Raw genomic sequence first — 23,796 nt, 5'->3', positions numbered from 1 at the left:
GAGCTTCAGAATAGGCGGGGTGGAGACTGCGGGGATGGCGCACCAGGCAACCGGTTGTTTTTCTGATGCTGCCCGCGCAAATTCGCACCCGCTCAAGCGAGCTTTCCAGGTGCGCGCGCCGGAAGGAAACCGCCTTGGACGTGAGGCGCAGCAATTTTGGGCGGATGGCTGCCTCAGAACCGAAAACTGCGCCTTTTCAATAGGCAGGCTGTTGAGAAAGACGCGTTTTCGCCTCGTTCTCGGCTTTTTGTCTTCACATTTGACCTGAAACCGGTATTGGATGCGCGCCGGAGCCCGGGAGACTCGCCGGGGCGGGAATAGAGAAGATGCGGCCTTCGGGAACCGCATCCAGGGGAAAATTGATGGAGTACTTTATCCAGCAGCTCGCGAACGGGCTGACGCTTGGATCCATCTATGGCCTGATCGCAATCGGCTATACGATGGTTTACGGCATCATCGGCATGATCAACTTTGCCCATGGTGACATTTTCATGCTCGGCGCCTTCGCCGCACTGATCGTCTTCCTCATCCTCACCTCATTCATCGCTGGCGTGCCTGTCGCGCTGGCGCTGCTGGTGATGCTGGTGGTTGCCATGCTGATGACCAGCCTGTGGAACTGGACGATCGAGCGCGTGGCATACAGACCCCTTCGCGGCTCGTTCCGCCTGGCGCCGCTGATCACCGCAATCGGCATGTCGATCGTGCTGTCCAACTTCATCCAGGTGACACAGGGACCGCGCAACAAGCCGATCCCGTCGCTCGTGACCGATGTCTACCACTTCGGTGCCATCACCATCTCGCTAAAGCAGATCATCATCATCGCCGTCACGGCGGTTCTGCTGACGATCTTCTGGTACATCGTCAACAAGACGCCGCTCGGGCGTGCCCAGCGCGCCACGGAGCAGGATCGCAAAATGGCTGCGCTTCTCGGCGTGGACGTGGATCGCACGATCTCGATCACCTTCGTGATGGGCGCCGCACTCGCTGCCGTCGCCGGCACGATGTACCTGATGTATTACGGCGTCGCGACGTTCAACGACGGCTTCATCCCGGGGGTCAAGGCCTTCACGGCTGCCGTTCTCGGCGGGATCGGATCCCTTCCGGGCGCCGTGCTCGGGGGCCTGCTGATCGGTCTCATTGAATCGCTCTGGTCTGCCTATTTCACGATCGCGTACAAGGACGTCGCAACATTCGCGCTCCTTGCCTTCGTGCTGATCTTCAAGCCGACCGGCATTCTCGGTCGTCCGGAAGTGGAGAAGGTTTGACATGTCGCAGGCTTCCACTTCCGAAAACGCGGGGCTCATGAGCAAGGCGCTGAAGGAAGCGCTCTTCGCGGGCGCCATGGCCTTCGGCCTCTTCCTTCTCTATGTCGGTATCGAGACCTACCAGAACATCAACAACCAGTTGGTCTGGCGTACCCGGTGGGGATTGCTGGCAATCTTCGTGATCGTTGCCGCAGTCAGCCGGTTCATCGTCGTGGCCTTTGTGAAGCCGCACCTTGACAAGCGAAAGCTTGCCAAAGCCAAGGCTGGGGTCCCGGAGGTGTCGGACGAGCAGGGCTTCTTCCACAAGCACTTCCTCAAGATCGCGCTGGTGGCACTGCTTGTCTATCCGATCGTATCGGTGATGCTGGCGGGGACGCAGGGGTCGCTCAAGTATGTCGACAACTTCGGCATCCAGATCCTCATCTACGTCATGCTTGCTTGGGGACTAAACATCGTCGTCGGTCTGGCGGGCCTGCTCGACCTGGGGTATGTCGCCTTTTATGCCGTCGGCGCCTACTCCTATGCGCTGCTTTCGGAACACTTCGGACTTTCCTTCTGGCTGCTGCTGCCTTTGTCGGGCATCCTCGCCGCCTTCTGGGGCATCATCCTAGGCTTTCCGGTGCTGCGTTTGCGGGGCGACTACCTTGCCATCGTGACGCTCGCCTTCGGCGAAATCATCCGCCTCGTGCTGATCAACTGGACGGACGTGACCAGGGGCACCTTTGGTATCTCCGGTATCCCGAAGGCATCCTTCTTCGGCATCTGGTCCTTCGACGTCGGGGCGGCGAACAATTTCACCAAGGCGTGGGGCCTCTCCATGTCGTCCGCCTACTACAAGATCTTCCTTTTCTACCTGATCCTCGCGCTCTGCATGCTGACAGCCTATGTGAGTATCAAGCTGCGCCGCATGCCGATTGGCCGCGCGTGGGAAGCCTTGCGTGAGGACGAGATCGCCTGCCGTTCGCTCGGCATCAATACGGTGACCACGAAGCTCACGGCATTTGCCATCGGTGCCATGTTCGGTGGTTTCGCCGGCGCCTTCTTCGCAACCCGCCAGGGCTTCGTCTCCCCCGAGAGCTTCGTCTTCCTGGAGTCGGCCGTGATCCTCGCGATCGTCGTCCTCGGCGGCATGGGTTCGCTGACAGGCATCGCCATTGCAGCGGTCGTCATGGTTGGCGGTACGGAACTGTTGCGCGAGATGGAGTTCCTGAAGCACGTCTTCGGCCCGGACTTCACGCCGGAACTCTACCGCATGCTGCTGTTCGGACTGGCGATGATCACCGTCATGGTCTTCAAGCCGCGCGGTCTGGTCGGTTCGCGTCAGCCGACGGCCTTCCTCAAGGAGCGCAAGGCGGTCTCAGGCAGCTTTACCAAGGAGGGCCACGGCTGATGACCCTCGGAACGAACAGCATGAACAAGGACACGATCCTCAAGGTCGACCACCTGTCGATGAAGTTCGGCGGCCTGATGGCCATCAATGACTTCTCGTTCGAGGCCCGTAGGGGCGAGATTACGGCGCTGATCGGCCCAAACGGGGCGGGAAAGACAACCGTCTTCAACTGCATCACCGGCTTCTACAAGCCCACCATGGGGATGATCACCCTGCAGCAGAAGGACGGCCACACCTACCTTCTCGAGCGCCTTCGGGACTTCGAGATCACAAAGATCGCGAAGGTATCCCGCACCTTCCAAAACATCCGCCTGTTCTCTGGACTGACGGTTCTGGAAAACCTTCTTGTGGCCCAACACAACGCGCTGATGAAGGCCTCCGGCTACACGGTCCTCGGTCTTCTCGGCTTGCCCGCCTATACCAAGGCATCGGCAGCCGCGATCGACAAGGCAAGATATTGGCTCGACAAGGCGAATCTCACCGAGCGAGCTGATGATCCTGCCGGTGATCTTCCATATGGCGCGCAGCGTCGGCTGGAGATTGCCCGCGCCATGTGCACCGGACCGGAGCTTCTTTGCCTGGACGAGCCGGCCGCGGGTCTCAATCCGCGCGAGTCGGCGGCTTTGAACGCGTTGTTGCACTCCATCCGCGACGAGGGCGTCTCGATCCTGCTGATCGAGCACGACATGTCGGTGGTGATGGAGATCTCGGACCATGTCGTGGTGCTGGAATACGGCCAGAAGATCTCCGATGGCACGCCGGATCACGTGAAGAACGACCCGAAGGTCATAGCGGCCTATCTCGGCGTCGAGGATGACGAAGTTGAAGAAATCGAGGACCAGCTCGACGAGGGGAGGATCTGATGTCCGGTGAGCCCCTTCTGAAAGTCCAAGGCGTACAGACGTTCTATGGCAATATCCGGGCGCTCGACGGCGTCGACGTGCATGTCAACCGTGGCGAGATCGTGAGCCTGATCGGCGCCAATGGCGCCGGCAAGTCGACGTTGATGATGACGATCTGCGGCAGCCCGCAGGCCCGCCACGGCTCGATCATATTTGATGGTGAGGATATCACGCACCAACCGACGCATCTGATTGCGCGGCGCCGCATAGCGCAATCGCCCGAGGGCCGGCGCATCTTCCCGCGCATGACGGTCTACGAAAACTTGCAGATGGGTGCGGGCCTCGACAACCTCAAATATTTCAACGAGGACGTCGAGAAGATCTTCACGCTCTTCCCGCGCCTGAAGGAGCGGCAGAGCCAGCGTGGCGGCACGCTTTCCGGCGGCGAGCAGCAGATGCTGTCGATCGGGCGCGCGCTGATGGCGCGGCCGAAGCTTCTCCTGCTCGACGAGCCGTCGCTCGGGCTAGCGCCTCTGATCATCAAGGGCATTTTCGAAGCCATTAAGAAGCTGAACCAGGAAGAGGGACTGACGGTCTTCCTCGTGGAGCAGAACGCCTTTGCCGCGCTGAAGCTGTCGGACCGCGCCTATGTCATGGTCAACGGCAAGGTGACCATGTCTGGAACCGGCAAGGAACTGCTGACGAATCCTGAAGTGCGCGCTGCCTACCTCGAGGGTGGCCGGCATTGATCGGCGCGACTGGGAGAGATTGAAATGCAAGGTTTATTCTTCGAAACGGATACCGGTGTTCGCTACGTCCTGCGCACGCTGGTCATGCTGATCGGCTTCTGGACAGCCTGGCGGACCGGAAAGGCTGTGGCCGAAGGGTGGAATAATTATCCGACCGTCATCGTCTACACCTTGCTGCTTGCGATGGTGATGCGTTTCCTTCACTACGCCCTGTTCGAGGGACCGTTCATCAGCCCCTTCTTCTACGTCATTGACGTGGTGTTGCTGCTGGTCTTCTCGACGATCGGATACCGGACGTGCCGCACCGGCCAGATGGTGAACAACTACTACTGGCTCTACGAACGAACCTCAGCTTTCTCATGGAAGAAGAAAGATTGACAGTCACGGAAAACTGGCCTCAGATTGGCTAAAGGTTCAACCGTGACAAGACCTTAGAGTGGAACAGTTTCCGGCGCGATGATGGTGGGTATCGTGCAGGCTTTCTCAACCCAACCCGCTTATAAAAACTGGGAGTAACATGATGAAGAAGTCTCTTCTTTCGGCCGTCGCACTGACAGCTGTGGTCGCCTTCGGCGGCAGCGCATGGGCTGACGTGCTGATCGGCGTCGGTGGTCCGTTCACCGGTCCGAACGCTGCCTTCGGTGCGCAGCTCCAGAAGGGTGCCGAGCAGGCGGCTGCAGAGATCAATGCTGCCGGCGGCATCAATGGTGAGCAGGTCAAGATTGTTCTGGGCGACGACGTCTCCGACCCGAAGCAGGGCATTTCGGTTGCCAACAAGTTCGTTGCCGATGGCGTGAAGTTCGTGGTCGGTCACTTCAACTCCGGCGTTTCCATTCCTGCTTCCGAGGTTTATGCCGAGAACGGCATCCTGCAGATCACGCCAGCCTCCACCAACCCGGAATTCACCGAGCGCGGCCTGTGGAACACCTTCCGCACCTGCGGCCGTGACGACCAGCAGGGCTCGATCGCCGGCGCCTATCTCGCCGAGAACTTCAAGGACGCCAAGATCGCCATCATCGACGACAAGACGCCTTATGGTCAGGGCCTTGCCGAGGAGACCAAGAAGGCGATGAATGCGGCGGGTGTCACCGAAGTCGTTCGTGAAGGCGTCAACACTGGCGACAAGGACTTCTCCGCACTCATCGCCAAGATGAAGGAAGCCGGCGTGTCGATCATCTACTGGGGTGGCCTCCACACCGAAGCTGGTCTGATCATCCGCCAGGCTGCCGACCAAGGCCTCGACGCCACGCTCGTTTCGGGGGACGGCATCGTCTCCAACGAGCTGGCTTCGATCGCCGGCGACGCCGTTGAGGGCACGCTGAACACCTTCGGCCCCGACCCGCGCCTGGCCCCGCAGAACAAGGAGCTTGTCGAAAAGTTCCGTGCCTCGGGCTTTGAGCCGGAAGCCTATACGCTGTACTCCTACGCAGCGATGCAGGTGCTCGCCGAAGCTGCGAAGAAGGCCGGTTCCAACGATCCGGAAGCCGTTGCCGAGGCAATGAAGGCCAACACCTTCGCGACCGCTCTGGGCGATATGGGCTTCGACGAGAAGGGCGACCCGAAGCTTCCCGGCTACGTCATGTACGAGTGGAAGAAGGGTCCCGACGGCAACTACAGCTACTTCCAGAAGGAAGACTGATCGCTGTACGCAGTTCGCGAGTTTTGGGAGGCCCGGCGCAAGCCGGGCCTTTCTGTTTCATGTGCTTGCCGGCTGGAGTTGTAGCACTGGCAGACATTTAGTTCCGCCGGTCATCGATACTTTTCGGACAATTTGGACTCCAGTCTTTCCCGTGCCCAAGTTGAGGCGAAAGAATGGCGGGCTATTACTGTTAACGGGTCAATAATCGCATGGCTTCCATGCGTTTTAATCGTTTAAACAGTCGCTAATAAATGCTATCACTTCCGCAGTTTTCCAACAGGCCGCAGAGAGTTGAAGACCCTGCACCCCGCTAGCGAGGCGCTTGATGGCATTTGCACGCATTGATGGTTTTTCCGGTTCCGCCGCTCTTGCCAGGTTGATCGCCGCAGGTGCGTTTTTCTTGGGCGCAAACGCCGCGCTTGCTGACGGATGCGGGCGGCCGATCCAGCCGGGCCGGCATGAGTTCAAGGTCCAGTCGACGGACGCTGAACGTACCGGTGTCATTTTCGTACCGTCATCCTATGCCGGGACCGAAAAGGTTCCGGTGGTCTTCGACTTCCACGGCAGTCACAGCAACCCCGTCGGGCAGTTGAAGCGCAGTTCGTGGGACCAGGTGGCCGAAAAGGAGGGTTTCATCGTCGTGGCCCTGCAGGGCAGCCTTGCGGGGGCCTTTGATGGAACCCACGCCTGGAACGTGCCGCTGGTGACGACGCAGGAGGGTGGACTTGACGAAGTCGCCTTCATTGGCGCCGCGGTCAAGGCTGTTGAACAGGCGGCTTGCGTCGACCGCAGCCGCATCTATGCTTCCGGCTATTCGGGCGGCGGACGCATGCTCTCGCAATACATCTGCAGTGGCCGCAGCGATTTCGCGGCTGCCGGTTTCGTCCATTCCTTGAGGGCAGGGGCGCCGGTGAACGTGGACGGTCAATGGAAGCCCGATCGCGCAACCTGCGCACCGTCCCGGCCGATGTCGATCATTGCCTTCGCCGGCGAGAAGGACGATGCCAATCCCTATGCGGGCGGGGGAAAGCCCTATTGGCAATATGGTTTCCTCACTGCCCTGCAGCGCTGGGGCCAGATGGATGGCTGCACGGGCGACGCCGTGACCCATACGGTCGGCGACGTGACGCAGCGCCTCTACGATACCTGCAAGGCCGGCGCGCGCATTGCTGCCTATGTCTACGCCAATGGTACGCATGCCTGGCCGAAGACTGCGGCTGCCGAAGGCATGATGGCTTCGGCCTCGTCCTCGTCTTCACCGTCCGGCGTCGTGCAGGTCGCGTCGGCGGTCAAGGCGCCTGCCTTCGATCCATCTGTTGATCCGGCTCCGCGGATGTGGGAGTTTTTCTTTGAGGCCGACAAGCGCAATGTCGTCGCGGAGGCAGCGCCGGCCATCGTGACGACTGGCACGACTGTTGCTTCCGATTGTGCCGTGAACGGTGATCTTCAGGAGACGAATTGCAGCAGCCAGCCGAGCAATATGCGCCGCAGCGCGCAAGGGGTAAGGGGCGCCTTGTAACCAAGCCTCTCGACGGGCGGACACGGCTTGCCGAGTTCTACCAGGAAGGCTGCGCAAAAATTCGCCTTCCCGAAACATTCTCGCCCGATATGGAGGCGATCCTCATCAATACGTCAGGGGGACTGACGGGCGGCGACGTGATCGAATGGTCCGTCGCCGCCTCTGATTCCACCCGATTGACAGTCACGACACAGGCGAACGAGAAGGTCTACAAGGCCTCTGCTGGCACTGCCTCCGTGACCACCCGGCTCGCCGCCGGCGCCAATGCGAGCCTTCACTGGCTGCCGCAGGAAACCATTTTATTCGACCAATCCTCCCTCAGCCGGCGGCTTGACGTCGATCTCCACGAGACGGCAGAGTTCCTCGCCGTCGAAGCAGTCCTCATGGGACGGCAGGCGATGGGCGAGCGGCTCCGTCACGGTCTCTTCCGGGATCGCTGGCGCGTCCGGAAGGGCGGTCGCCTGCTGCACGCGGAAGAGATGCGGCTCGACGGTGAGATCGACCTGCTCGGCTCCGGGAATGCGACCCTCGGTGGCGAGACTGCCTTTGCCACGATCCTCTATGCCGGACCCCTGGCAGAGGCTATGCTGGCCAAGGTGCGGGAGGTGCTCGGCAACGGAAATGGCGGTGCCAGCTGTTGGCAAGGGAAGCTCATCGTCCGGATGATCGCTCCGAGCGGCTTCGAACTCAGAAAAGTGCTGGTACCGGCAATTGCCGTATTGCGGAACGGCGCGCCGGTGCCGAAGGTCTGGAACATTTGACGGCGAGCGCAGGACCAAGATGAACCTCACCCCCAGGGAAAAAGACAAGCTGCTGATATCCATGGCCGCGATGGTGGCGCGGCGGCGGCTGGAGCGTGGCGTCAAGCTCAACCATCCCGAGGCGATCGCGCTGATCACGGATTTTGTCGTAGAAGGGGCACGCGACGGCCGCTCCGTGGCGGATCTGATGGAGGCGGGGGCCCATGTCATCACCCGCAGCCAGGTGATGGAAGGTGTCGCGGAGATGATCCACGACGTTCAGGTGGAGGCGACGTTCCCTGACGGTACGAAGCTCGTCACCGTACATGAACCGATACGTTAAATAGGTGCGAGGCTGATTCATGATCCCGGGCGAAGTCATTGCTGCTGCTGGTGAAATCGAGCTGAATTCCGGTGCGCCAACGATCACGATCGACGTCTCGAACACCGGTGACCGCCCGATTCAGGTCGGCAGCCACTACCATTTCTTTGAAACCAATGAGGCTCTGTCCTTTGCGCGCGAGATGACCCGCGGCATGCGGCTCGATATCCCGGCCGGCACGGCGGTCCGGTTCGAGCCGGGCCAGACCAGGCAGGTGACGCTGATCCCGCTGTCGGGATCGCGCAAGGTTTTCGGTTTCCAGCAGAAGGTCATGGGGGAGCTATGAAGGAGCTGGTGATTTTGTCGGCGATGCTGATGGCAGCATTCCCAGCTACCGCGCAGGACGATCCGGAGGTCGATTGCGAAAACCCGGTGACGCAGATGGAGATGACCTATTGCGCCGAGCAGGATTTCGCCGAGGCCGATGAACAGCTGAACGCGCAGTACAAGGTCACTCGTCAGGCCATGAAGGACTGGGATGGGGATGCCATGGATGGCCTCGGCAGTGCCGCAGACGCTCTCCTGGCGTCGCAGCGGGCTTGGCTCGCCTTCCGCGATGCGCAGTGTGCCTTCTACGGCTACCAGGCGCGAGGCGGCACCGTGGAACCCATGCTCATCTATGGCTGCCAGGCGGAACTGACGCGGCAGCGAACCCAGCAATTGAAGGAACAGACGGATCTCATGGGCGGCAACTGACGCGCAATCCGGCCGGTTCAACACGTCCTCTCAAAAGGTCTCTTCATGCCCCACAAGATCTCCCGCGCCGCTTACGCCTCCATGTTCGGCCCAACCGTCGGCGACAAGGTGCGGCTCGCCGACACCGAACTCTTCATCGAGGTGGAAAAGGACTTCACCACCTATGGCGAGGAGGTGAAGTTCGGCGGAGGCAAGGTGATCCGCGACGGCATGGGCCAAAGCCAGGCGACCCGCGCCGAAGGCGCTGTCGACACCGTCATTACCAATGCCCTCATCGTCGACCACACAGGCATCTACAAGGCCGATGTCGGCCTCAAGGACGGCCGCATCCACGCAATCGGCAAGGCCGGCAATCCGGATACCCAGCCGGGCGTGACCATCATTGTCGGTCCCTCGACCGAGGCCATCGCTGGTGAAGGCAAGATCCTGACCGCCGGCGGCATGGACGCGCATATCCACTACATCTGCCCGCAGCAGATCGAGGAAGCGCTGATGAGCGGCTTTACCTGCATGCTGGGCGGCGGCACGGGTCCCGCCCATGGCACGCTCGCGACGACCTGCACCGGCGCCTGGCACATCGAGCGGATGATCGAGAGCTTCGATGCCTTCCCGATGAACCTAGCGCTCGCCGGCAAGGGCAATGCATCGCTGCCGGCGCCGCTGGAGGAGATGATCCTGTCTGGCGCCTCGTCGCTGAAGCTGCACGAGGACTGGGGCACGACACCGGCGGCGATCGACAACTGCCTGACGGTCGCCGACGAATACGACGTGCAGGTGATGATCCACACGGACACGCTGAACGAGTCCGGCTTCGTCGAGAACACGGTGGCGGCAATAAAGGGACGCACCATCCACGCCTTCCATACGGAAGGGGCGGGCGGTGGCCACGCGCCGGACATCATCAAGGTCTGCGGTCAGCCGAATGTAATTCCGTCGTCGACCAACCCGACGCGGCCTTACACGGTTAATACACTTGCCGAACACCTCGACATGCTGATGGTCTGCCATCACCTGTCGCCGTCGATCCCGGAGGACATCGCCTTTGCCGAGAGCCGCATCCGCAAGGAGACCATCGCGGCCGAGGACATCCTTCACGATATCGGTGCCTTCTCAATCATCTCTTCCGATAGCCAGGCCATGGGCCGTGTCGGCGAGGTGGCGATTCGCACCTGGCAGACCGCCGACAAGATGAAGCGCCAGCGCGGGCGGCTTGCCGAGGAAAAGGGTGAGAACGACAACTTCCGCGTCCGCCGCTATATCGCCAAGTACACGATCAATCCTGCAATCGCCCATGGCGTCTCCCACGAGATCGGCTCTGTGGAAGTCGGCAAGCGGGCGGACCTGGTACTGTGGAGCCCCGCCTTTTTCGGCGTAAAGCCGGAAATGGTGTTGCTTGGTGGCTCGATCGCTGCTGCACCCATGGGTGACCCGAACGCTTCCATTCCGACGCCGCAGCCGATGCACTACCGGCGGATGTTTGCCGCCTACGGAAAGCTCAGGACCAATTCCTCCGTCACCTTCGTCTCGCAGGCTTCGCTCGATGCCGGGCTCGCGCAACGCCTCGGTGTGGCAAAGAAGATGGTCGCGGTGAAGAACGTACGTGGCGGCATCTCCAAAGCTTCGATGATCCACAATTCTCTGACGCCCCATATCGACGTCGATCCGGAGACCTACGAAGTACGCGCCGATGGCGAGCTCCTGACCTGCGAGCCGGCGACCGTCCTGCCGATGGCGCAGCGCTATTTCCTGTTCTGAGGATGACCTTGAAACCTGTATCCGTCAGACCGCTGACGTCCCTCGACGGGGAGCCGTGGTCAAGGCTGCGGCAAGCCCTGTGGCCGGATCAACCGGCTGACGCGCATCTGGTCGAGATAGAGGAGATGCTGGGCGGGCAGGGCGCTGTCGGCTACGGCTACGGCGCGTTTGATCCCGAAGGCGAGCTCGTAGCCTTCGCGGAGGTCTCGATCCGTGCCTATGCCAATGGCTGTACCTCTACGCCCGTACCGTTTCTCGAAGGCATATTCGTTGAAGAGCGCAGCAGGCGAACGGGCGTTGCTGGCCAGCTGCTGGCCCAGATCGAGTCTGATCTTCGAAACAGAGGTTTTGTCGAGCTTTGTTCGGACGCCGAAATGCACAACACCTCCTCCCATCTGGCCCATCGACAGTGGGGCTTTGTCGAGACAGAACGCGTCATTTACTTCCGCAAGCCGCTGGGGACATGATCCTCGCTCAAGGATGAACGCATGCAACGCATCACCGCCTACCACCATGCCGGTGTCATCACCGATCCTCCGGTCGACATCATCGCCTTGCCGCATGACTTGCGGCATCTTCGCCGCAAGGTGCTCCACCTTTCAAACGGCGAGATGGTAATGCTCGACCTCAAGGAGCCGGTGCTGCTTGCCGAGGGCGACCGGCTGATCCTCGAGGACGGCAGCAATGTCGCGATCGCCGCCGCGCCGGAGAAGCTCTTCGAGATCACCGCGCGGGACCGCCTTCATCTGACGGAGCTCGCCTGGCACCTTGGCAACCGGCATCTATCGGCGCAGATCGAGGAGGGGCGCATCCTCATCCTGCGCGACCATGTCATCCGCAAGATGCTGGAGGGCCTCGGTGCCACAGTAACGGAGGTCGAGGAACCCTTCCATCCGGTTCGCGGCGCCTATCACGCCCATGGCGGGCACGCCCACGGACACGATCATCCTCATGCGCACGACTGAGCAAGATGGGTGAGGGGCTGCAGACGCAGGCACTGCTTCGACTGATGGCGTGGATGTCGCCGGCCTTCCCGATCGGCAGCTTTGCATGGTCGGGCGGGCTCGAGCGGGCCGTGCATGACGGGCTGGTGAAGGATGCCGATGACCTGGTGTCCTGGCTCGACACAATCCTCGGCCACGGCAGCCTCTGGAATGACGCGACCCTGTTCGCCGAGGCTTGGCGGAGCCATGCTGACACAGAAGCGATACGGGAGCTATCCGAACTGGGGCTGGCGCTTGCCGGTTCAGGTGAGCGACACTTTGAAACGCTGTCGCTGGGAAAGGCTTTTGCTGCCGCTGCAACCGCTTGGCCCCATGAGGTTCTCGGACGGCTACCGCAAGACGTGCCGTTTCCGGTGGCGGTGGGTGCGATTGCCGCTGCCCATGCCGTGCCGCTTGAGGACGCGCTGGCGGCTTTCCTGCATGCAGCAATTTCGCAGGCCGTTTCGGCCGGTATCCGCTTGGGTGCCTGCGGACAGGCCCAAGGGCTGGCGATACTGGCTGAACGGGAGCCGCGCATCCTGGATGTCTGCCGTCGCGCCTCCGCCAGCACACTGGATGCGCTCGGCAACGCAGCCATCCAGGCGGAGATCGCTTCGCTCAAGCACGAGACCCAGCATTCCAGGCTCTTTCGATCCTGACGAAGGCCTGTTGAGGAAAGGACAAGACGATGAAATCTGCAAACGGTCCGTTGCGTGTCGGCATTGGCGGCCCTGTCGGCTCCGGCAAAACCGCGCTGACGGAAAAGCTCTGCAAGGCGATGCGCGAGGACTATTCCGTCGCTGTGGTGACCAACGACATCTACACGCGGGAAGACGCCGAGGCGCTGGTGCGGATGCAGGCGCTGTCTTCCGACCGTATTGTCGGGGTGGAGACCGGAGGCTGCCCGCACACCGCCATCCGCGAGGATGCGACGATCAACCTGCAGGCGATCGCAGGCCTCAACGAGCGCTTCCCCGACCTGGATGTCGTCTTCATCGAGTCCGGCGGAGACAATCTGGCTGCCACCTTCTCACCGGATCTCGCGGACCTTACCATCTACGTGATCTCCACCTGCCAGGGCGAGGAGATCCCCCGCAAGGGCGGGCCGGGGATCACGCGCTCAGACCTGCTGGTGATCAACAAGAAGGACCTGGCACCCTATGTCGGCGTCGATCTCGACGTGATGGACCGCGACGCCCACAGGATGCGGGAGGCAAAGCCGCATCTCTTCACGGACCTGAAGCGCGGCGACGGCGTCGATCACGTCGTAAGGTTCCTGAAGGAGAACGGTGGCCTCTGAGGGGGCGTGGCCCGTCCTTCAGACGTCCCGCAACGACTTCACGTCGCTGATCTGAATGATTCGGCCGCGGACGGTGACGCCGGCGCGGCGCAGGGATGAGAAGGCGCGTGACAGGGCCTCCGGCGCCAGGCCCAGCATGCCGGCGAGAAGGCTCTTCTGGAACGGCAGGCGGACGGATGCCGGACCGCCATCTACGGGACAGGCCTTCAGCAGATATTCCGCCACGCGTTGCGGTGCGGTGTGAAGACGGTCGTTCGCAACGCAGTCCATGGTCGTCAGCAGATGGTGTGACAGACAGGACATGAGAGCCCTGGCGATATCGGGCTCCTGCTCGGCCAAATGGCGCGCGGTGCGGATATCGAACCGGGCAAGTGTGGCGTTTTCGGCCGTCTGTGCATTGAAGCGGTAGATGTCGTCGCCGTAGATCAGGCATTCCGCGAAGGTGTCGCCCGGACCGCAGATGCGGATATCCGCTTCGCGGCCTTCCCGGTTCAGGCGGTAGAGGCGGACGTAGCCCGAAAGCACGCAGTAGAAATGGTCGGCGGTCATGCCTTCGCGGAAGACGATATGGCGGGCGGGGGCGCTGGAAATGGACGCCGCATTCAGCATCTTCACCAGCGCTTCCCCACTCAGGCCGGCCATGAACGGCGCCCGCACCAGAACGGCTTTGTCGCGGCTATTCACTCTCAGGCTCTTGTTCATGGTGACCGTCGGTTTTTCCATCGCGATAGGCGGTTGCTCGTGGAATCCTGAAACCAAATCTAGCATCTGCGACAAGAAAGCCTTTGACATCGATCAAACAGGAAAGCGGTTCCCATGAACGGAAAGGGCCGGGTTCTCACCCGGCCTTTTCCGCTGGTATCGCTCTTTAGGCTATTCTGCGGCCCAGGGCGTCATTCGCATGACGTTCGACCCGGGTGAGGTACCGGACGCCTTGTCGTCATTGGCGCCCTTCTGCTTCTCGATGGAAGCGAGGCGTTCCTCGAGCGTCGCAATCGAAGAGGCGGCCTCGTGCGCACGGCGGCTGAGCTCCTCGGTCGAGAGGCCCACGGCTTCCTCCTCCTTCTTGCCGAACATGCCGCCGAAGATGCGGCCGAGCAGTCGCGACATGTCGTCCATGATCAGGAAGAAGGCAGGTACCACGACCAGTGACAAGACGGTCGAGACGATGATGCCGCCGATTACGGCAATCGCCATCGGGGAACGGAAGGAGCCACCTTCGCCGACACCGAGCGCGGACGGCAGCATGCCGGCCGACATGGCGATGGAGGTCATGATGATCGGCCGGGCACGCTTGCGGCCGGCTTCCACCATGGCATGGACACGCTCCATCCCGTGTCGGCGCATCTCGATCGCGAAGTCGACCAGCAGGATGGCGTTCTTCGTGACGATCCCCATCAGCATCAGGATGCCGATCAGAACCGGCATGGAGAGCGAATTCTGCGTGATGATCAAAGCCACCGCCACGCCGCCGATGGCGAGCGGCAGCGAGAAGAGGATGGTGAACGGCTGTATGACGTCCTTGAACAAAAGGATCAGCACGACGAGCACCATCATAAGGCCGAGCAGCATGGCATTGCCGAAGCTCTGGACCATCTCGGCCTGCACCTTGGCATCGCCGCTCTCCGCCAGCCGCACCGTCGCCGGAAGCTCCGTCGCATCGACAATGCGCTTGAACTCCTCCGTTGCGGTATCGAGCGCGGTGCCGAAGGGAACGTCGGAGCCGATTGCCACGACGCGGCTTCGGTCGTTGCGCTTGATCGAGCTCGGGCCTTCCGCATAGTCGATGTCAGCCACGCTGTAGAGCGGTACCGTCTCGCCGGTCGCGGTCTTGATCTTCAGCGCGCGGATAGACGCGAGGTCCCGCCGCAGGTCGAGCGATGCCTGGACGCGGATCGGGATCTGCCGGTCGTCGATCGACATCTTCGCAAGCTGCGCGTCGATGTCGCCGATGGTTGCGACGCGAACCGTTTCGGCGATCTGCTGCGGCGTGATGCCGAGCCGGGCCGTTTCATCCTTGCGCGGGCGGATCTGCAGTTCCGGCCGCGGCAGGGCACCTTCCGAGCTGACATTGGCGAGGATTGGCGAGGCACGCAGTCGCGATTCCAGCAGGCTCACGGCTTCGTTCAGGTCCTGCTCGCTGGACGAGAGGAAGTTGAAGCTGAGTTCCCGCTCCGCGCGGTCATTGAGCTTGGAGATGCGGACGTCCGGAATGGTCCGCACTTTCTCGAACAGTTCCCGTTCGACCTCCCACTGCGGCCGGGTGCGGCCGTTGTCCGGGATCTTGGGAACCAGGTCGCCCAGCAGCGGAATGCCGCCAAGGCCCTTGTTGACCAGGGTCTTCAGAAGCGAGTGGTCGATGTTCTGCAAGATCACGCGAACGGTGGCGCGGCGCAGTTCCAGATCACCCTTGGGTGACGCGCCGCCGAGGATGAAAACACTCTCGACGCCGTCGATGTCGCGGACGGCATCGTAGATGACGTCGGTGGTCGCGGCGGTCTCGTCCAGGGTCGCGTTCGGCGGCAGTTCGACTGAGAGCACGATGCGCGATGAGTCCTCCGGCGGCATGAAGCTGCCCGGCACCTGGCTCAGCAACGCAATCGATCCAATCAGGAAGGCAATGGCGCCAAGCAGCGTCGCGTAGCGCATATACCACTTGCGCGTCGTGCCGGTGACGAGGCGCGTATAGGCCTTCATCAACCGACCGTCATTGTCCTGGTGGTCCTCCATCGCGTCTTCGGCGCGCATCCAGTAGGCGGCCATCAGCGGTGTGATCAGACGCGCCACCATTAGCGAGAAGAAGACGGAGAAGGCGACCGTCAAGCCGAACTGGATGAAGTACTGGCCCGGAATGCCCGGCATGAAGGACACGGGCACGAAGACGGCAATAATGGTAAAGCTCGTCGCGATCACCGCAAGACCGATCTCGTCGGCGGCCTCCAGCGCGGCGCGATAGGGCGTCTTGCCCATCTTGATGTGACGGGCAATGTTCTCGATCTCGACGATCGCATCGTCGACGAGGATCCCCGTCGCGAGCGTCAGCGCAAGGAAGCTGACAAGGTTCAGCGAGAAGCCGAGCAGGTCCATCACCCAGAAGGTCGGGATGGCGGAAAGCGGTAGGGCGACGGCTGCAATGATCGTCGCCCGCCAGTTGCGGAGGAAGAGCATCACGACGATGACGGCGAGAAGCGCGCCCTCCATCAGTGTATGAAGCGCGGCCTCGTAGTTGCCGTAGGTGAAGTAGACGGAATCGTCGACCATTTCGATCGTGACGCCGGGATGGGCGGCGCGAACCGTTTCAAGACTTTCCGCCACCGTCTCCGCAACCGAGACCTCGCTTGCACCCTTGGCGCGGAAGACGGCAAACGTCACCGACGGGGAGCCGTTGAAGCGTGAGAAGGACTTCGGCTCCTCATAGGTGTCGGTGATGGTGCCAAGTTCAGACAGCTTCACGAAGCGGCCGCCGGAAAGCGCGATCGTGGTATCTGCGAGCTGCGTAACGGTGCGGGCGTCGCCGAGCGTACGGATCGTCTGTTCGTTGCCAGCCACCTGGCCGCGGCCGGACCCAAGATCGACGTTGGTGCCGCGAAGCTGGCTGTTCACGTCGACGGCGGTGATGCCGTAGGAATCCAGTTTCGCGGGGTTGAGCGCGACGCGGACTTCGCGGTCGGCGCCGCCATAACGGTCGATACGGCCGATCCCGGGCTGTCCCTGCAGTTCACGCTTGATCGTATCATCGACGAACCAGGACAGCTCCTCGAGCGTCATGTTCGGGGAGGTGACGGAGAAGGTCTGGATTGCCTGGCCTTCGACGTCGATCTTCGAGACCACCGGTTCCTCGGCGCTCGCCGGAAGATCGCTGCGAATGCGGTCAATCGCATCCTTCGTGTCCTGGACGGCTTCGTCCGTCGGCTTCTCGATGCGGAAGAGCACGACGGTCTGGGACTGGCCGTCGGTCACTGTGGACTGTATCTCGTCCACTCCGCTGATGGAGGCGACGGCGTCCTCGACTTCTTTCGTCACCTGCATCTCGAGTTCGGCCGGGGACGCGCCGCTCTGTGCGACGGTGACGGAGACGACAGGAACGTCGATGTTCGGGAAGCGCGTGATCGGCAGCGAGTAGAAGGACTGCAGCCCCATGAAGAGCAGCAGCGCAAAGCCGAGCAGCGGCGCGATCGGATTGCGGATCGACCAGGCTGAGAAGTTCATCTTTCGTCCTCGATCAGTTCGACACGGTCGACGCGGCGGGCACCGGCTTGATCCGGTCACCATCCCGCACGAAGGCACCGGCCTTCTCGACGACCATGTCGCCAGCTGCCAGCCCGCTTGTCACCTCGACGAAGCCGCCATCCTGAATGCCGATGGCAACCTCGACCTGCTTCACGACCCCGTCTTCCACCTTGCGGGCGTATGAGCCGTCACGTGCTGTTGTCACCGCGGAAAGAGGCAAGGCGAGGGCGGTCTTCTCATCGATGATGATTTCGGCGTTGCCATACATCCCGGCGCGCGCGCCGCTCTTCTCGTCGATGTCTATCCGCACGTTGCCGAGGCGGCTGACCGGATCGACAGTCGGTGACACGAGGCGGACTTCTCCCTCGATCTCGCTGCTGCCTCCGGCGATGGTGATCACTGCCCTCTGGCCGGGCTTGATCCTGTGGATGTCCGTCTCGGTCAGTTCTGCTACCAACTCAAGCGCACCGTCGCGGATAACGGTAAAGAGGGGTTCACCTGCGCCGCTGGCAATCGCGCCAACCTTCGCATTGCGCGCCGAGACAATGCCGGCAACAGGGGTCTTCACCGCGGTCCGGGCGAGCTTCAGGTCGATGTCGGCGATCTGGCTCTCGACAACCTTGATGTCCGCCTCGCCCACCGAGATGGCCTGCTGGGCTGCCTGGAGGCGCGCTTCGGCCACTTCGGCGGCCGCCGTCGCGCGTTCGACTTCGGCGACCGAACTGGTGCCGGTCTTCCCCAGCCTCGTTGCGCGGTCACGCTGGCGGACGGCATCGTCCAGGTTGGCCTGTGCTTCGACGACCTGGGCGCGGTATTGCGCAAGCCCGGCCTCGGCCTTTGCCTTGTTCGCTTCCAACTGGCTCTTCTGCAGGATCAGCGTGTCTTCATTCAGGGTCGCGAGAACCTGTTCTGCCTCGACCTCATCGCCCACATCGGCTTCTAGCGTGCGGATGGACAGGCCATCCACGAGCGGCTGGACGTAGACCTCCTGCACGGCCCGGATCGTTCCCGTAGCCATAACGCGATCGGTCAGTTGTCGCTCCAGAGCCTCGGTGACGATGATCGACGGCAGGGTAGCCTCGGGTGTGGCTGCCGGCTGGGCGTTCTCCTGTGCCGCACCGGGGAGTGCAGCAAGCGAGAACAGGGCAGCCGGTATGATACAGGCCAGGCGAAGAGACGTGCGAAGCATGCGTACGGGATCCAGTTAGGCAATGGGTTCAATCGGCCCCGCCATCATGCGGGAAGAATCTATCTGGCCCTCGACGGTCCAAATCGATTTACAATTGGTGCCGGGCAGAAAGGCTTGCAAGAGCGGCCCGGAAGTTTCATCGGCTGACGTTTCTATGATCCTCCAGCCCGCAAATCAAGCCTGTTCGGTTATTGTTCTCATTACATTTTGTTATGTATTACGTAACAACGCGCGGCGGAGGCCGCGCGTTGCTTGTCTGCCATCAAGTATACCTTAGCCGTTATTGCATGGCCGCGTCGGTGATCTCGGCGGTGTAAGCGCCTTCCGGCTCCTTGGTGATGATCTTCTGGTCGAGAAGCGCCTTGGCAGTACGCTCGTAGACGGCCGGATCGAGTTTGCCGGTGCCGTCACCGATCAGCTTGGCGACCTCGCCCATCATGCGCTTCTGGTGGTTTTCGTCCTGGCCGCCGTTGTCCATGACGATCTCCGCAGCTTCATCCGGGTTTTCCATGGCGTATTTCCAGCCCTTCATGGAGGCGCGGACGAACTTCACCATGTTTTCCTTGAATTCCGGATCGGCAAGCTTGTCCTCCAGAACGTATAGGCCATCCTCCAGCAGGTCGTTGCCCATCTCCGTGTAGTTGAAGACGACAAGGTCCTCCGGCTTGAAGCCGGCATCGATCGCCTGCCAGTACTCGTTATAGGTCATGACGGAGATGCAGTCCGCCTGCTTCTGGACGAGCGGCTGCACGTCGAAGCTCTGCTTCAGGACCGTCACCCCGTCCGGACCACCTTCGGTGGAGAGGCCGAGCTTGTTCATCCAGGCAAAGAACGGATACTCGTTGCCGAAGAACCAGACACCCAGCGTATGTCCCTTGAAGTCAGCCTCGGTCTGGATCGGTCCGTCCTTCGGGCAAATCAGTTGCAGGCCGGACTTCTGGTAGGGCTGGGCGATGTTGACGAGCGGCACGCCTTTTTCGCGGGCGACCAGCGCGCCGCCCATCCAGGCGACGATGACGTCGGCACCGCCGCCGGCGATCACCTGTTCCGGTGCGATGTCGGGGCCACCGGCCTTGATCTCGACGTCCAGGCCTTCCTCATCATAGAAGCCCTTGTCTTCGCCGACGTAGTAGCCGGCAAATTGCGACTGGGCCACCCACTTCAGCTGCAGGGTGATGTCGGCGGCCGAGGCCGCCTGAACCGCCGTGAGCGACATGGCACTCGCCATCAATGCAACAAGGATATTTCTCATTGTTCTTATCCTTTCCCTCTGAGGTTTTGCCGCCCTCCGTCGTTGCGGAAGGCGGATGCGTCTAGCCACCACGGTTAGACGGATGCCAGAATGTCGTTGCCCGCTCGGCGAGCGCAACGACACCATAAAAGACCGATCCGATGACCGCCGCAACGGCGATTTCCGCCCAGACCATGTCGACGTTCATGCGGCCGATCTCGGTCGAGATGCGGAAGCCCATGCCGACGATCGGCGTGCCGAAGAACTCCGCCACGATCGCGCCGATCAGCGCCAGGGTGGAGTTGATCTTGAGCGCGTTGAAGATGAAGGGCATGGCGGCGGGCAGGCGCAGCTTGACCAGCGTCTGCCAATATCCGGAGGCATAGGAGCGCATGAGGTCGCGCTCCATGGACCCGGAAGCCGATAACCCGGCGACGGTATTCACCAGCATGGGGAAGAAGGTCATCACGATGACGACGGCAGCCTTCGACTGCCAATCGAAACCGAACCACATGACCATGATCGGTGCCACGCCGATAATGGGAAGCGCCGACATGAGGTTGCCGATCGGCAGCAGGCCACGCCGCAGGAAGGAGATCCGGTCGGCGAGGATTGCGACCGCGAAGCCGGCGGCGCATCCGACCACGTAGCCGAACAGCACGGCCTTGAAGATGGTTTGTCGCACATCTGCCGCGAGGATCGGCACGGAGCTGACGATCCGGTCCCAGATCGCCGACGGTGGAGGTAGCAGGATGAAGGGAACGCCGGCCCCGCGGGTGATGGATTCCCACAGGATGAGGACCCAGGCGCCGAAGATCGCCGGGATCAGCAGCCGCAGTGCCATCATGGTCTGCCGGCTGGCCGGCCGGATTTCCGCCAGTTCAGAAATGCACCGCCAGCCGAGGAGCCAGCTTGCCGCGATCAGCAGGAAATAGGACAGGCGGGCATCGCCCTCGTTGCCGGAAATGCCGCCGATCAGCAGCCAGGCAGCGGTGTGTGCCGTGACGAACAGGATCAATGCCCTTGCAGCCCGGCTGTTACGCATGAAGGAGGCGAGGGCGCCGACCGCGGTCAACAGCAGGATGGCGATCGTCCCTCCGGCAGCGAATGGTGTCGATGCGCCCGTCGCGAGCAAGGGCAATCGCGCTACCGCGAGAAGACAGAGAAGAAGGGCAATGCTGCCCTGCCAGGAGCGGAGAAAGAGGGTCATGCCGATCGCACTCCCATCCGCCGGTCGATCAGCCGGGCGCCGATCCCCACGAGGGTGACGAGCATCGCCGCCAGCAGGGAGCCCGCGATCAAGGCGGCCCACATGTCGATCGTCTGGCTGTAGTAGGAGCCGGCAAGCAGTTTGGATCCGATGCCGGCGGCAGCACCCGTCGGAAGCTCGGCGACGATGGCGCCGACGAGGCTTGCGGCAACCGCGACCTTCATCGAGGTGAAGAGGAAGGGCATGGAAGCAGGCACCCTAAGTTTCCAGAAGGTTTGCCACCGGCTGGCATTGTAGGTGCGCATCAGTTCGAGCTGGATGATGTCCGGTGAGCGCAGGCCCTTCACCATGCCGACAGCCACCGGGAAGAAGGAGAGGTAGGTGGAGATCAGCGCCTTCGGTATAAGACCGGTGACGTTGATTGCCGCCAGCACGACGACCACCATCGGGGCTATCGCGAGGATCGGCACTGTCTGCGAAGCGATGATCCACGGCATCAGGCTACGGTCGAGCGCCTTCACATGCACGATGCCGACCGCGATCAGGACGCCGAGCAGCGTTCCGAAGGCGAACCCCGCGAGCGTCGAGGAAAGCGTGACCCAGGAATGATAGACGAGGCTGCGATTGCTGGTCACCTTGCGCAGGAAGGTATTCTCGAAGACATTCTGCGCCACCTGGTGCGGTGCAGGCACGATCGGCTTCGGCTGCGACAGCGTCTTGCCGATGAACTCCATGGTCGTGGAGGTGACGTCTCCCCGCCGGTCCAGATCGCGCTGGAAAGGCGCGTTCATCCAGACCGCAGCTGCGTACCAGATCACGATGATGGTCGCGACGATGGTCAGAACGGGGCCGATGCGGGAGGCGAATGTCTCACTCCTCATAGCTGTGCCCCGCCCTCAGTCCCTCCCGCACGCGGTGGGCGATCTCCAGGAATTCCGGCCTCTCGCGGATTTCCAGGGGCCGTTCACGCGGTAGAGTTGAATGGATCACGTCGGTCACCCGGCCGGGCCGCGGCGACATGACGACGATCTTGGTGGAGAGGTAGACCGCCTCCGGGATCGAGTGGGTGACGAAGCAGATGGTCTTCTCCGTTGCCGCCCAGAGCTTGAGGAGCTGTTCGTTCAAGTGGTCGCGGACGATCTCGTCGAGAGCCCCGAAAGGTTCGTCCATCAGCAGCAGGTCGGCGTCGAAGGCGAGCGCGCGGGCGATGGAGGCGCGCTGCTGCATGCCACCCGACAGTTGCCACGGGTATTTCTTCCCGAAACCGGAGAGGTTGACGAGGTCGAGCGTGCGGCGGACGCGCTCCTGCTGCTCCGTCTTTCCATGACCCATGATCTCGAGCGGCAGGGCGACGTTCTTCTCGATCGTCCGCCAGGGATAGAGCGCTGGGGCCTGAAAAACATAGCCGTAGCAACGCGACTTGCGGGCCTCCTCCGGCGTCATGCCGTTGATGGTGATCTCTCCCGCCGTATTCTTCTCAAGGTCGGCGATGACACGTAGAAAGGTGGTCTTGCCACAGCCGGAGGGGCCGATGAAGGAGACGAAATCTCCCTTTTCCACCTCCAGGTCGACGTCGGACAGCGCGTGCACCGGCCCGTCACTGGTCTGGAAGGTGAGGCCGAGTTTCCTGGCCGATACGACGGAGGCGGGAGAAGCATTCATGGGATGCGGCCAGTCATGAGTTCTGTGGATGCGAAAACGCGAGTGCGTGTTATGATTGCAGGCGAGAGGGCGCCTGGCGATGCCGGCTGCCGGTCAAGGGAGGAAGTCCATGGACGCGTCATCGAAGCCCACCTGCCGGATCGTGAAGCCGGGCTCCACCTATGACGGCAAGCAGGGGCTCAGCTACTTCGAAGGCATTGCGGCGGAGACAGTCGGATCGGCAGGCATCTACATGCACCTCCTGACCATTCCGCCGGGCGGGCGCGCCAAGGCGCATCTGCACCAGAGCCACGAGACGGCAATCTACATGCTCTCCGGCTCGGCCCACACCTGGTACGGCGACCGGCTGGAGCACCACGTCGTCGTCCATGCCGGAGAACTCTTCTACATCCCTGCCGGCGTGCCGCATCTGCCGGCCAATCTCTCCAACACCCCCTGCACGGCGATCATCGCCCGGACAGATCCCAACGAGCAGGAGAGCGTTGTGCTCCTGCCGGAACTGGATGGGTTGGTGGAGATTTGAAGCGCAACCGATCTCCCCCCTTGAGGGGGAGATGCCCGTCAGGGCAGAGGGGGGTAGTGTGTCTTCAGCGGTCAATGAAGTGCTCCATCCCGATGGTGCTTATGATAGCAGCGCAAACATTCTGCGGCTGTTTCAACACCTCGTCATTCCAGACTCGCATGACTTTCCAGCCGAGAGCCTCCAGTCGCCCCGTCCTTGCCTGATCATAGGTGATGGCGTCAGCCTCACCGTGTTGGGAGCCATCGACTTCGACGACGAGTTTGTATGCTGGGCACGCAAAGTCCACGATGTACCCCGCGATTGGCATCTGGCGTCGAAAGCTCAGCCCCATGAGCCGATGAGCCCGCAGCTCATTCCATAGCCTCAACTCCGCATCGGTCAGAGCACGCCGCATGCGCTTGGCGTTTTTTCGATTGGTCGGAGCGACCTCAAAATGAGGCATAGATCAGGCCTCCAGCATACCCCCCTCTGTCACTTCGTGACATCTCCCC

At 61.9% G+C, this 23,796-nt stretch carries 26 protein-coding genes; 18 read left to right on the top strand and 8 right to left on the bottom strand.

Annotated features, from left to right (window positions below; all coding sequences use genetic code 11):
* The first annotated feature begins 34 nt into the window (after positions 1 to 34).
* From NT26_RS22775 to ureG, 17 genes are all read left to right on the top strand, one after another.
* On the top strand, positions 35 to 268 hold the full coding sequence (locus NT26_RS22775) for a hypothetical protein (RefSeq protein ID WP_152337863.1): 234 nt from the start codon (positions 35 to 37) through the stop codon (positions 266 to 268).
* 94 nt (positions 269 to 362) lie between these two features.
* Positions 363 to 1,265: a branched-chain amino acid ABC transporter permease gene (locus NT26_RS12185; RefSeq protein ID WP_052639077.1), complete on the top strand. Its 903-nt coding sequence runs from the start codon at positions 363 to 365 to the stop codon at positions 1,263 to 1,265.
* 1 nt (position 1,266) lies between these two features.
* Positions 1,267 to 2,655, top strand: coding sequence for a high-affinity branched-chain amino acid ABC transporter permease LivM (livM, locus tag NT26_RS12180; RefSeq protein ID WP_052639076.1), 1,389 nt, complete (start codon positions 1,267 to 1,269; stop codon positions 2,653 to 2,655).
* Positions 2,655 to 3,518, top strand: coding sequence for an ABC transporter ATP-binding protein (locus NT26_RS12175; RefSeq protein ID WP_052639075.1), 864 nt, complete (start codon positions 2,655 to 2,657; stop codon positions 3,516 to 3,518). The genes livM and NT26_RS12175 overlap by 1 nt, the downstream gene beginning before the upstream one ends.
* Entirely contained in the window at positions 3,518 to 4,246 is a 729-nt protein-coding gene (locus NT26_RS12170; protein WP_052639074.1) for an ABC transporter ATP-binding protein, read from the top strand. The genes NT26_RS12175 and NT26_RS12170 overlap by 1 nt, the downstream gene beginning before the upstream one ends.
* A 24-nt stretch (positions 4,247 to 4,270) precedes the next feature.
* The gene (locus NT26_RS12165) at positions 4,271 to 4,624 is read left to right on the top strand and encodes a DUF6867 family protein (protein ID WP_052639073.1); all 354 of its coding nucleotides are present in this window, start codon (positions 4,271 to 4,273) and stop codon (positions 4,622 to 4,624) included.
* A 142-nt stretch (positions 4,625 to 4,766) separates the two neighbouring features.
* Entirely contained in the window at positions 4,767 to 5,885 is a 1,119-nt protein-coding gene (locus NT26_RS12160) for a branched-chain amino acid ABC transporter substrate-binding protein (RefSeq protein WP_052639072.1), read from the top strand.
* A 325-nt stretch (positions 5,886 to 6,210) separates the two neighbouring features.
* Positions 6,211 to 7,404: a CE1 family esterase gene (locus NT26_RS12155; protein WP_052639071.1), complete on the top strand. Its 1,194-nt coding sequence runs from the start codon at positions 6,211 to 6,213 to the stop codon at positions 7,402 to 7,404.
* Positions 7,344 to 8,165, top strand: a complete 822-nt coding sequence (locus NT26_RS12150; RefSeq protein ID WP_052639070.1) for an urease accessory protein UreD — start codon at positions 7,344 to 7,346, stop codon at positions 8,163 to 8,165. The genes NT26_RS12155 and NT26_RS12150 overlap by 61 nt, the downstream gene beginning before the upstream one ends.
* 19 nt (positions 8,166 to 8,184) lie before the next feature.
* Positions 8,185 to 8,487, top strand: a complete 303-nt coding sequence (locus NT26_RS12145) for an urease subunit gamma (protein WP_052639069.1) — start codon at positions 8,185 to 8,187, stop codon at positions 8,485 to 8,487.
* Positions 8,488 to 8,506: 19 nt separating this feature from the next.
* Positions 8,507 to 8,812, top strand: coding sequence for an urease subunit beta (locus tag NT26_RS12140; RefSeq protein ID WP_052639068.1), 306 nt, complete (start codon positions 8,507 to 8,509; stop codon positions 8,810 to 8,812).
* 29 nt (positions 8,813 to 8,841) lie between these two features.
* Positions 8,842 to 9,222, top strand: coding sequence for a lysozyme inhibitor LprI family protein (locus tag NT26_RS12135; RefSeq protein ID WP_244467607.1), 381 nt, complete (start codon positions 8,842 to 8,844; stop codon positions 9,220 to 9,222).
* Positions 9,223 to 9,267: 45 nt separating this feature from the next.
* On the top strand, positions 9,268 to 10,977 hold the full coding sequence (gene ureC / locus NT26_RS12130; protein ID WP_052639066.1) for an urease subunit alpha: 1,710 nt from the start codon (positions 9,268 to 9,270) through the stop codon (positions 10,975 to 10,977).
* Positions 10,978 to 10,985: 8 nt separating this feature from the next.
* Positions 10,986 to 11,444 (top strand): GNAT family N-acetyltransferase, encoded by a 459-nt coding sequence (locus NT26_RS12125; protein ID WP_162197789.1) that lies wholly within the window; start codon positions 10,986 to 10,988, stop codon positions 11,442 to 11,444.
* Positions 11,445 to 11,465: 21 nt separating this feature from the next.
* Positions 11,466 to 11,942 carry an urease accessory protein UreE gene (gene ureE / locus NT26_RS12120; protein WP_052639064.1) on the top strand — a complete coding sequence of 159 codons (477 nt, stop codon included), beginning with the start codon at positions 11,466 to 11,468 and terminating at the stop codon, positions 11,940 to 11,942.
* 5 nt (positions 11,943 to 11,947) lie between these two features.
* Positions 11,948 to 12,619 carry an urease accessory protein UreF gene (locus tag NT26_RS12115; protein WP_052639063.1) on the top strand — a complete coding sequence of 224 codons (672 nt, stop codon included), beginning with the start codon at positions 11,948 to 11,950 and terminating at the stop codon, positions 12,617 to 12,619.
* Positions 12,620 to 12,648: 29 nt separating this feature from the next.
* Positions 12,649 to 13,260 carry an urease accessory protein UreG gene (ureG, locus tag NT26_RS12110; RefSeq protein WP_052639062.1) on the top strand — a complete coding sequence of 204 codons (612 nt, stop codon included), beginning with the start codon at positions 12,649 to 12,651 and terminating at the stop codon, positions 13,258 to 13,260.
* An 18-nt stretch (positions 13,261 to 13,278) separates the two neighbouring features.
* Here the strand turns inward: ureG and NT26_RS12105 are convergent, their stop codons facing one another.
* The 7 genes from NT26_RS12105 to NT26_RS12075 all read right to left on the bottom strand — a co-directional run bounded on the left by NT26_RS12105 (position 13,279) and on the right by NT26_RS12075 (position 22,782).
* A complete protein-coding gene (locus NT26_RS12105; RefSeq protein WP_052642127.1) occupies positions 13,279 to 13,962 on the bottom strand; it encodes a Crp/Fnr family transcriptional regulator in 684 nt (227 codons plus the stop codon).
* 171 nt (positions 13,963 to 14,133) lie between these two features.
* Positions 14,134 to 17,469: an efflux RND transporter permease subunit gene (locus tag NT26_RS12100; RefSeq protein ID WP_052639061.1), complete on the bottom strand. Its 3,336-nt coding sequence runs from the start codon at positions 17,467 to 17,469 to the stop codon at positions 14,134 to 14,136.
* Between the two features lie 13 nt (positions 17,470 to 17,482).
* A complete protein-coding gene (locus NT26_RS12095; protein WP_052639060.1) occupies positions 17,483 to 18,679 on the bottom strand; it encodes an efflux RND transporter periplasmic adaptor subunit in 1,197 nt (398 codons plus the stop codon).
* Positions 18,680 to 18,959: 280 nt separating this feature from the next.
* The gene (locus NT26_RS12090) at positions 18,960 to 19,931 is read right to left on the bottom strand and encodes an ABC transporter substrate-binding protein (protein ID WP_052639059.1); all 972 of its coding nucleotides are present in this window, start codon (positions 19,929 to 19,931) and stop codon (positions 18,960 to 18,962) included.
* Positions 19,932 to 19,992: 61 nt separating this feature from the next.
* Entirely contained in the window at positions 19,993 to 21,120 is a 1,128-nt protein-coding gene (locus tag NT26_RS12085; RefSeq protein WP_052639058.1) for an ABC transporter permease, read from the bottom strand.
* Entirely contained in the window at positions 21,117 to 22,001 is an 885-nt protein-coding gene (locus NT26_RS12080; protein WP_052639057.1) for an ABC transporter permease, read from the bottom strand. The genes NT26_RS12085 and NT26_RS12080 overlap by 4 nt, the downstream gene beginning before the upstream one ends.
* A complete protein-coding gene (locus NT26_RS12075) occupies positions 21,991 to 22,782 on the bottom strand; it encodes an ABC transporter ATP-binding protein (protein WP_052639056.1) in 792 nt (263 codons plus the stop codon). The genes NT26_RS12080 and NT26_RS12075 overlap by 11 nt, the downstream gene beginning before the upstream one ends.
* 109 nt (positions 22,783 to 22,891) lie before the next feature.
* Between NT26_RS12075 and NT26_RS12070 the strand changes: the two genes are divergently transcribed.
* Positions 22,892 to 23,305, top strand: a complete 414-nt coding sequence (locus NT26_RS12070; protein ID WP_052639055.1) for a cupin domain-containing protein — start codon at positions 22,892 to 22,894, stop codon at positions 23,303 to 23,305.
* 64 nt (positions 23,306 to 23,369) lie between these two features.
* On the opposite strand, the gene NT26_RS12065 is transcribed toward NT26_RS12070, so the two are convergent.
* Positions 23,370 to 23,747, bottom strand: coding sequence for an endonuclease domain-containing protein (locus NT26_RS12065; RefSeq protein WP_052639054.1), 378 nt, complete (start codon positions 23,745 to 23,747; stop codon positions 23,370 to 23,372).
* Positions 23,748 to 23,796 lie beyond the last annotated feature (49 nt).

The sequence above is a fragment of the Pseudorhizobium banfieldiae genome (genome assembly GCF_000967425.1).
In the GTDB taxonomy this organism is placed as follows: Bacteria; Pseudomonadota; Alphaproteobacteria; order Rhizobiales; family Rhizobiaceae; genus Neorhizobium; species Neorhizobium banfieldiae.
The sequence above is the reverse complement of the archived record's forward strand: the minus strand, read 5'-3'. Positions and strand labels throughout refer to the sequence as shown.

What these genes read in the sequence shown, in the direction of transcription:
- NT26_RS12115 (WP_052639063.1), top strand. Translation starts at nt 11,948, where the DNA reads ATGGGTGAGGGGCTGCAGACGCAGGCACTGCTTCGACTGATGGCGTGG.
- NT26_RS12155 (WP_052639071.1), top strand. Translation starts at nt 6,211, where the DNA reads ATGGCATTTGCACGCATTGATGGTTTTTCCGGTTCCGCCGCTCTTGCC.
- NT26_RS12175 (WP_052639075.1), top strand. Translation starts at nt 2,655, where the DNA reads ATGACCCTCGGAACGAACAGCATGAACAAGGACACGATCCTCAAGGTC.
- NT26_RS12090 (WP_052639059.1), bottom strand. Translation starts at nt 19,931, where the DNA reads ATGAGAAATATCCTTGTTGCATTGATGGCGAGTGCCATGTCGCTCACG.
- NT26_RS12160 (WP_052639072.1), top strand. Translation starts at nt 4,767, where the DNA reads ATGAAGAAGTCTCTTCTTTCGGCCGTCGCACTGACAGCTGTGGTCGCC.
- NT26_RS12080 (WP_052639057.1), bottom strand. Translation starts at nt 22,001, where the DNA reads ATGAGGAGTGAGACATTCGCCTCCCGCATCGGCCCCGTTCTGACCATC.
- NT26_RS12065 (WP_052639054.1), bottom strand. Translation starts at nt 23,747, where the DNA reads ATGCCTCATTTTGAGGTCGCTCCGACCAATCGAAAAAACGCCAAGCGC.
- NT26_RS12165 (WP_052639073.1), top strand. Translation starts at nt 4,271, where the DNA reads ATGCAAGGTTTATTCTTCGAAACGGATACCGGTGTTCGCTACGTCCTG.
- NT26_RS12135 (WP_244467607.1), top strand. Translation starts at nt 8,842, where the DNA reads ATGGCAGCATTCCCAGCTACCGCGCAGGACGATCCGGAGGTCGATTGC.
- ureC (WP_052639066.1), top strand. Translation starts at nt 9,268, where the DNA reads ATGCCCCACAAGATCTCCCGCGCCGCTTACGCCTCCATGTTCGGCCCA.
- NT26_RS12145 (WP_052639069.1), top strand. Translation starts at nt 8,185, where the DNA reads ATGAACCTCACCCCCAGGGAAAAAGACAAGCTGCTGATATCCATGGCC.
- NT26_RS12100 (WP_052639061.1), bottom strand. Translation starts at nt 17,469, where the DNA reads ATGAACTTCTCAGCCTGGTCGATCCGCAATCCGATCGCGCCGCTGCTC.
- NT26_RS12140 (WP_052639068.1), top strand. Translation starts at nt 8,507, where the DNA reads ATGATCCCGGGCGAAGTCATTGCTGCTGCTGGTGAAATCGAGCTGAAT.
- ureG (WP_052639062.1), top strand. Translation starts at nt 12,649, where the DNA reads ATGAAATCTGCAAACGGTCCGTTGCGTGTCGGCATTGGCGGCCCTGTC.
- ureE (WP_052639064.1), top strand. Translation starts at nt 11,466, where the DNA reads ATGCAACGCATCACCGCCTACCACCATGCCGGTGTCATCACCGATCCT.
- NT26_RS22775 (WP_152337863.1), top strand. Translation starts at nt 35, where the DNA reads ATGGCGCACCAGGCAACCGGTTGTTTTTCTGATGCTGCCCGCGCAAAT.
- NT26_RS12105 (WP_052642127.1), bottom strand. Translation starts at nt 13,962, where the DNA reads ATGAACAAGAGCCTGAGAGTGAATAGCCGCGACAAAGCCGTTCTGGTG.
- livM (WP_052639076.1), top strand. Translation starts at nt 1,267, where the DNA reads ATGTCGCAGGCTTCCACTTCCGAAAACGCGGGGCTCATGAGCAAGGCG.
- NT26_RS12185 (WP_052639077.1), top strand. Translation starts at nt 363, where the DNA reads ATGGAGTACTTTATCCAGCAGCTCGCGAACGGGCTGACGCTTGGATCC.
- NT26_RS12095 (WP_052639060.1), bottom strand. Translation starts at nt 18,679, where the DNA reads ATGCTTCGCACGTCTCTTCGCCTGGCCTGTATCATACCGGCTGCCCTG.
- NT26_RS12075 (WP_052639056.1), bottom strand. Translation starts at nt 22,782, where the DNA reads ATGAATGCTTCTCCCGCCTCCGTCGTATCGGCCAGGAAACTCGGCCTC.
- NT26_RS12170 (WP_052639074.1), top strand. Translation starts at nt 3,518, where the DNA reads ATGTCCGGTGAGCCCCTTCTGAAAGTCCAAGGCGTACAGACGTTCTAT.
- NT26_RS12085 (WP_052639058.1), bottom strand. Translation starts at nt 21,120, where the DNA reads ATGACCCTCTTTCTCCGCTCCTGGCAGGGCAGCATTGCCCTTCTTCTC.
- NT26_RS12070 (WP_052639055.1), top strand. Translation starts at nt 22,892, where the DNA reads ATGGACGCGTCATCGAAGCCCACCTGCCGGATCGTGAAGCCGGGCTCC.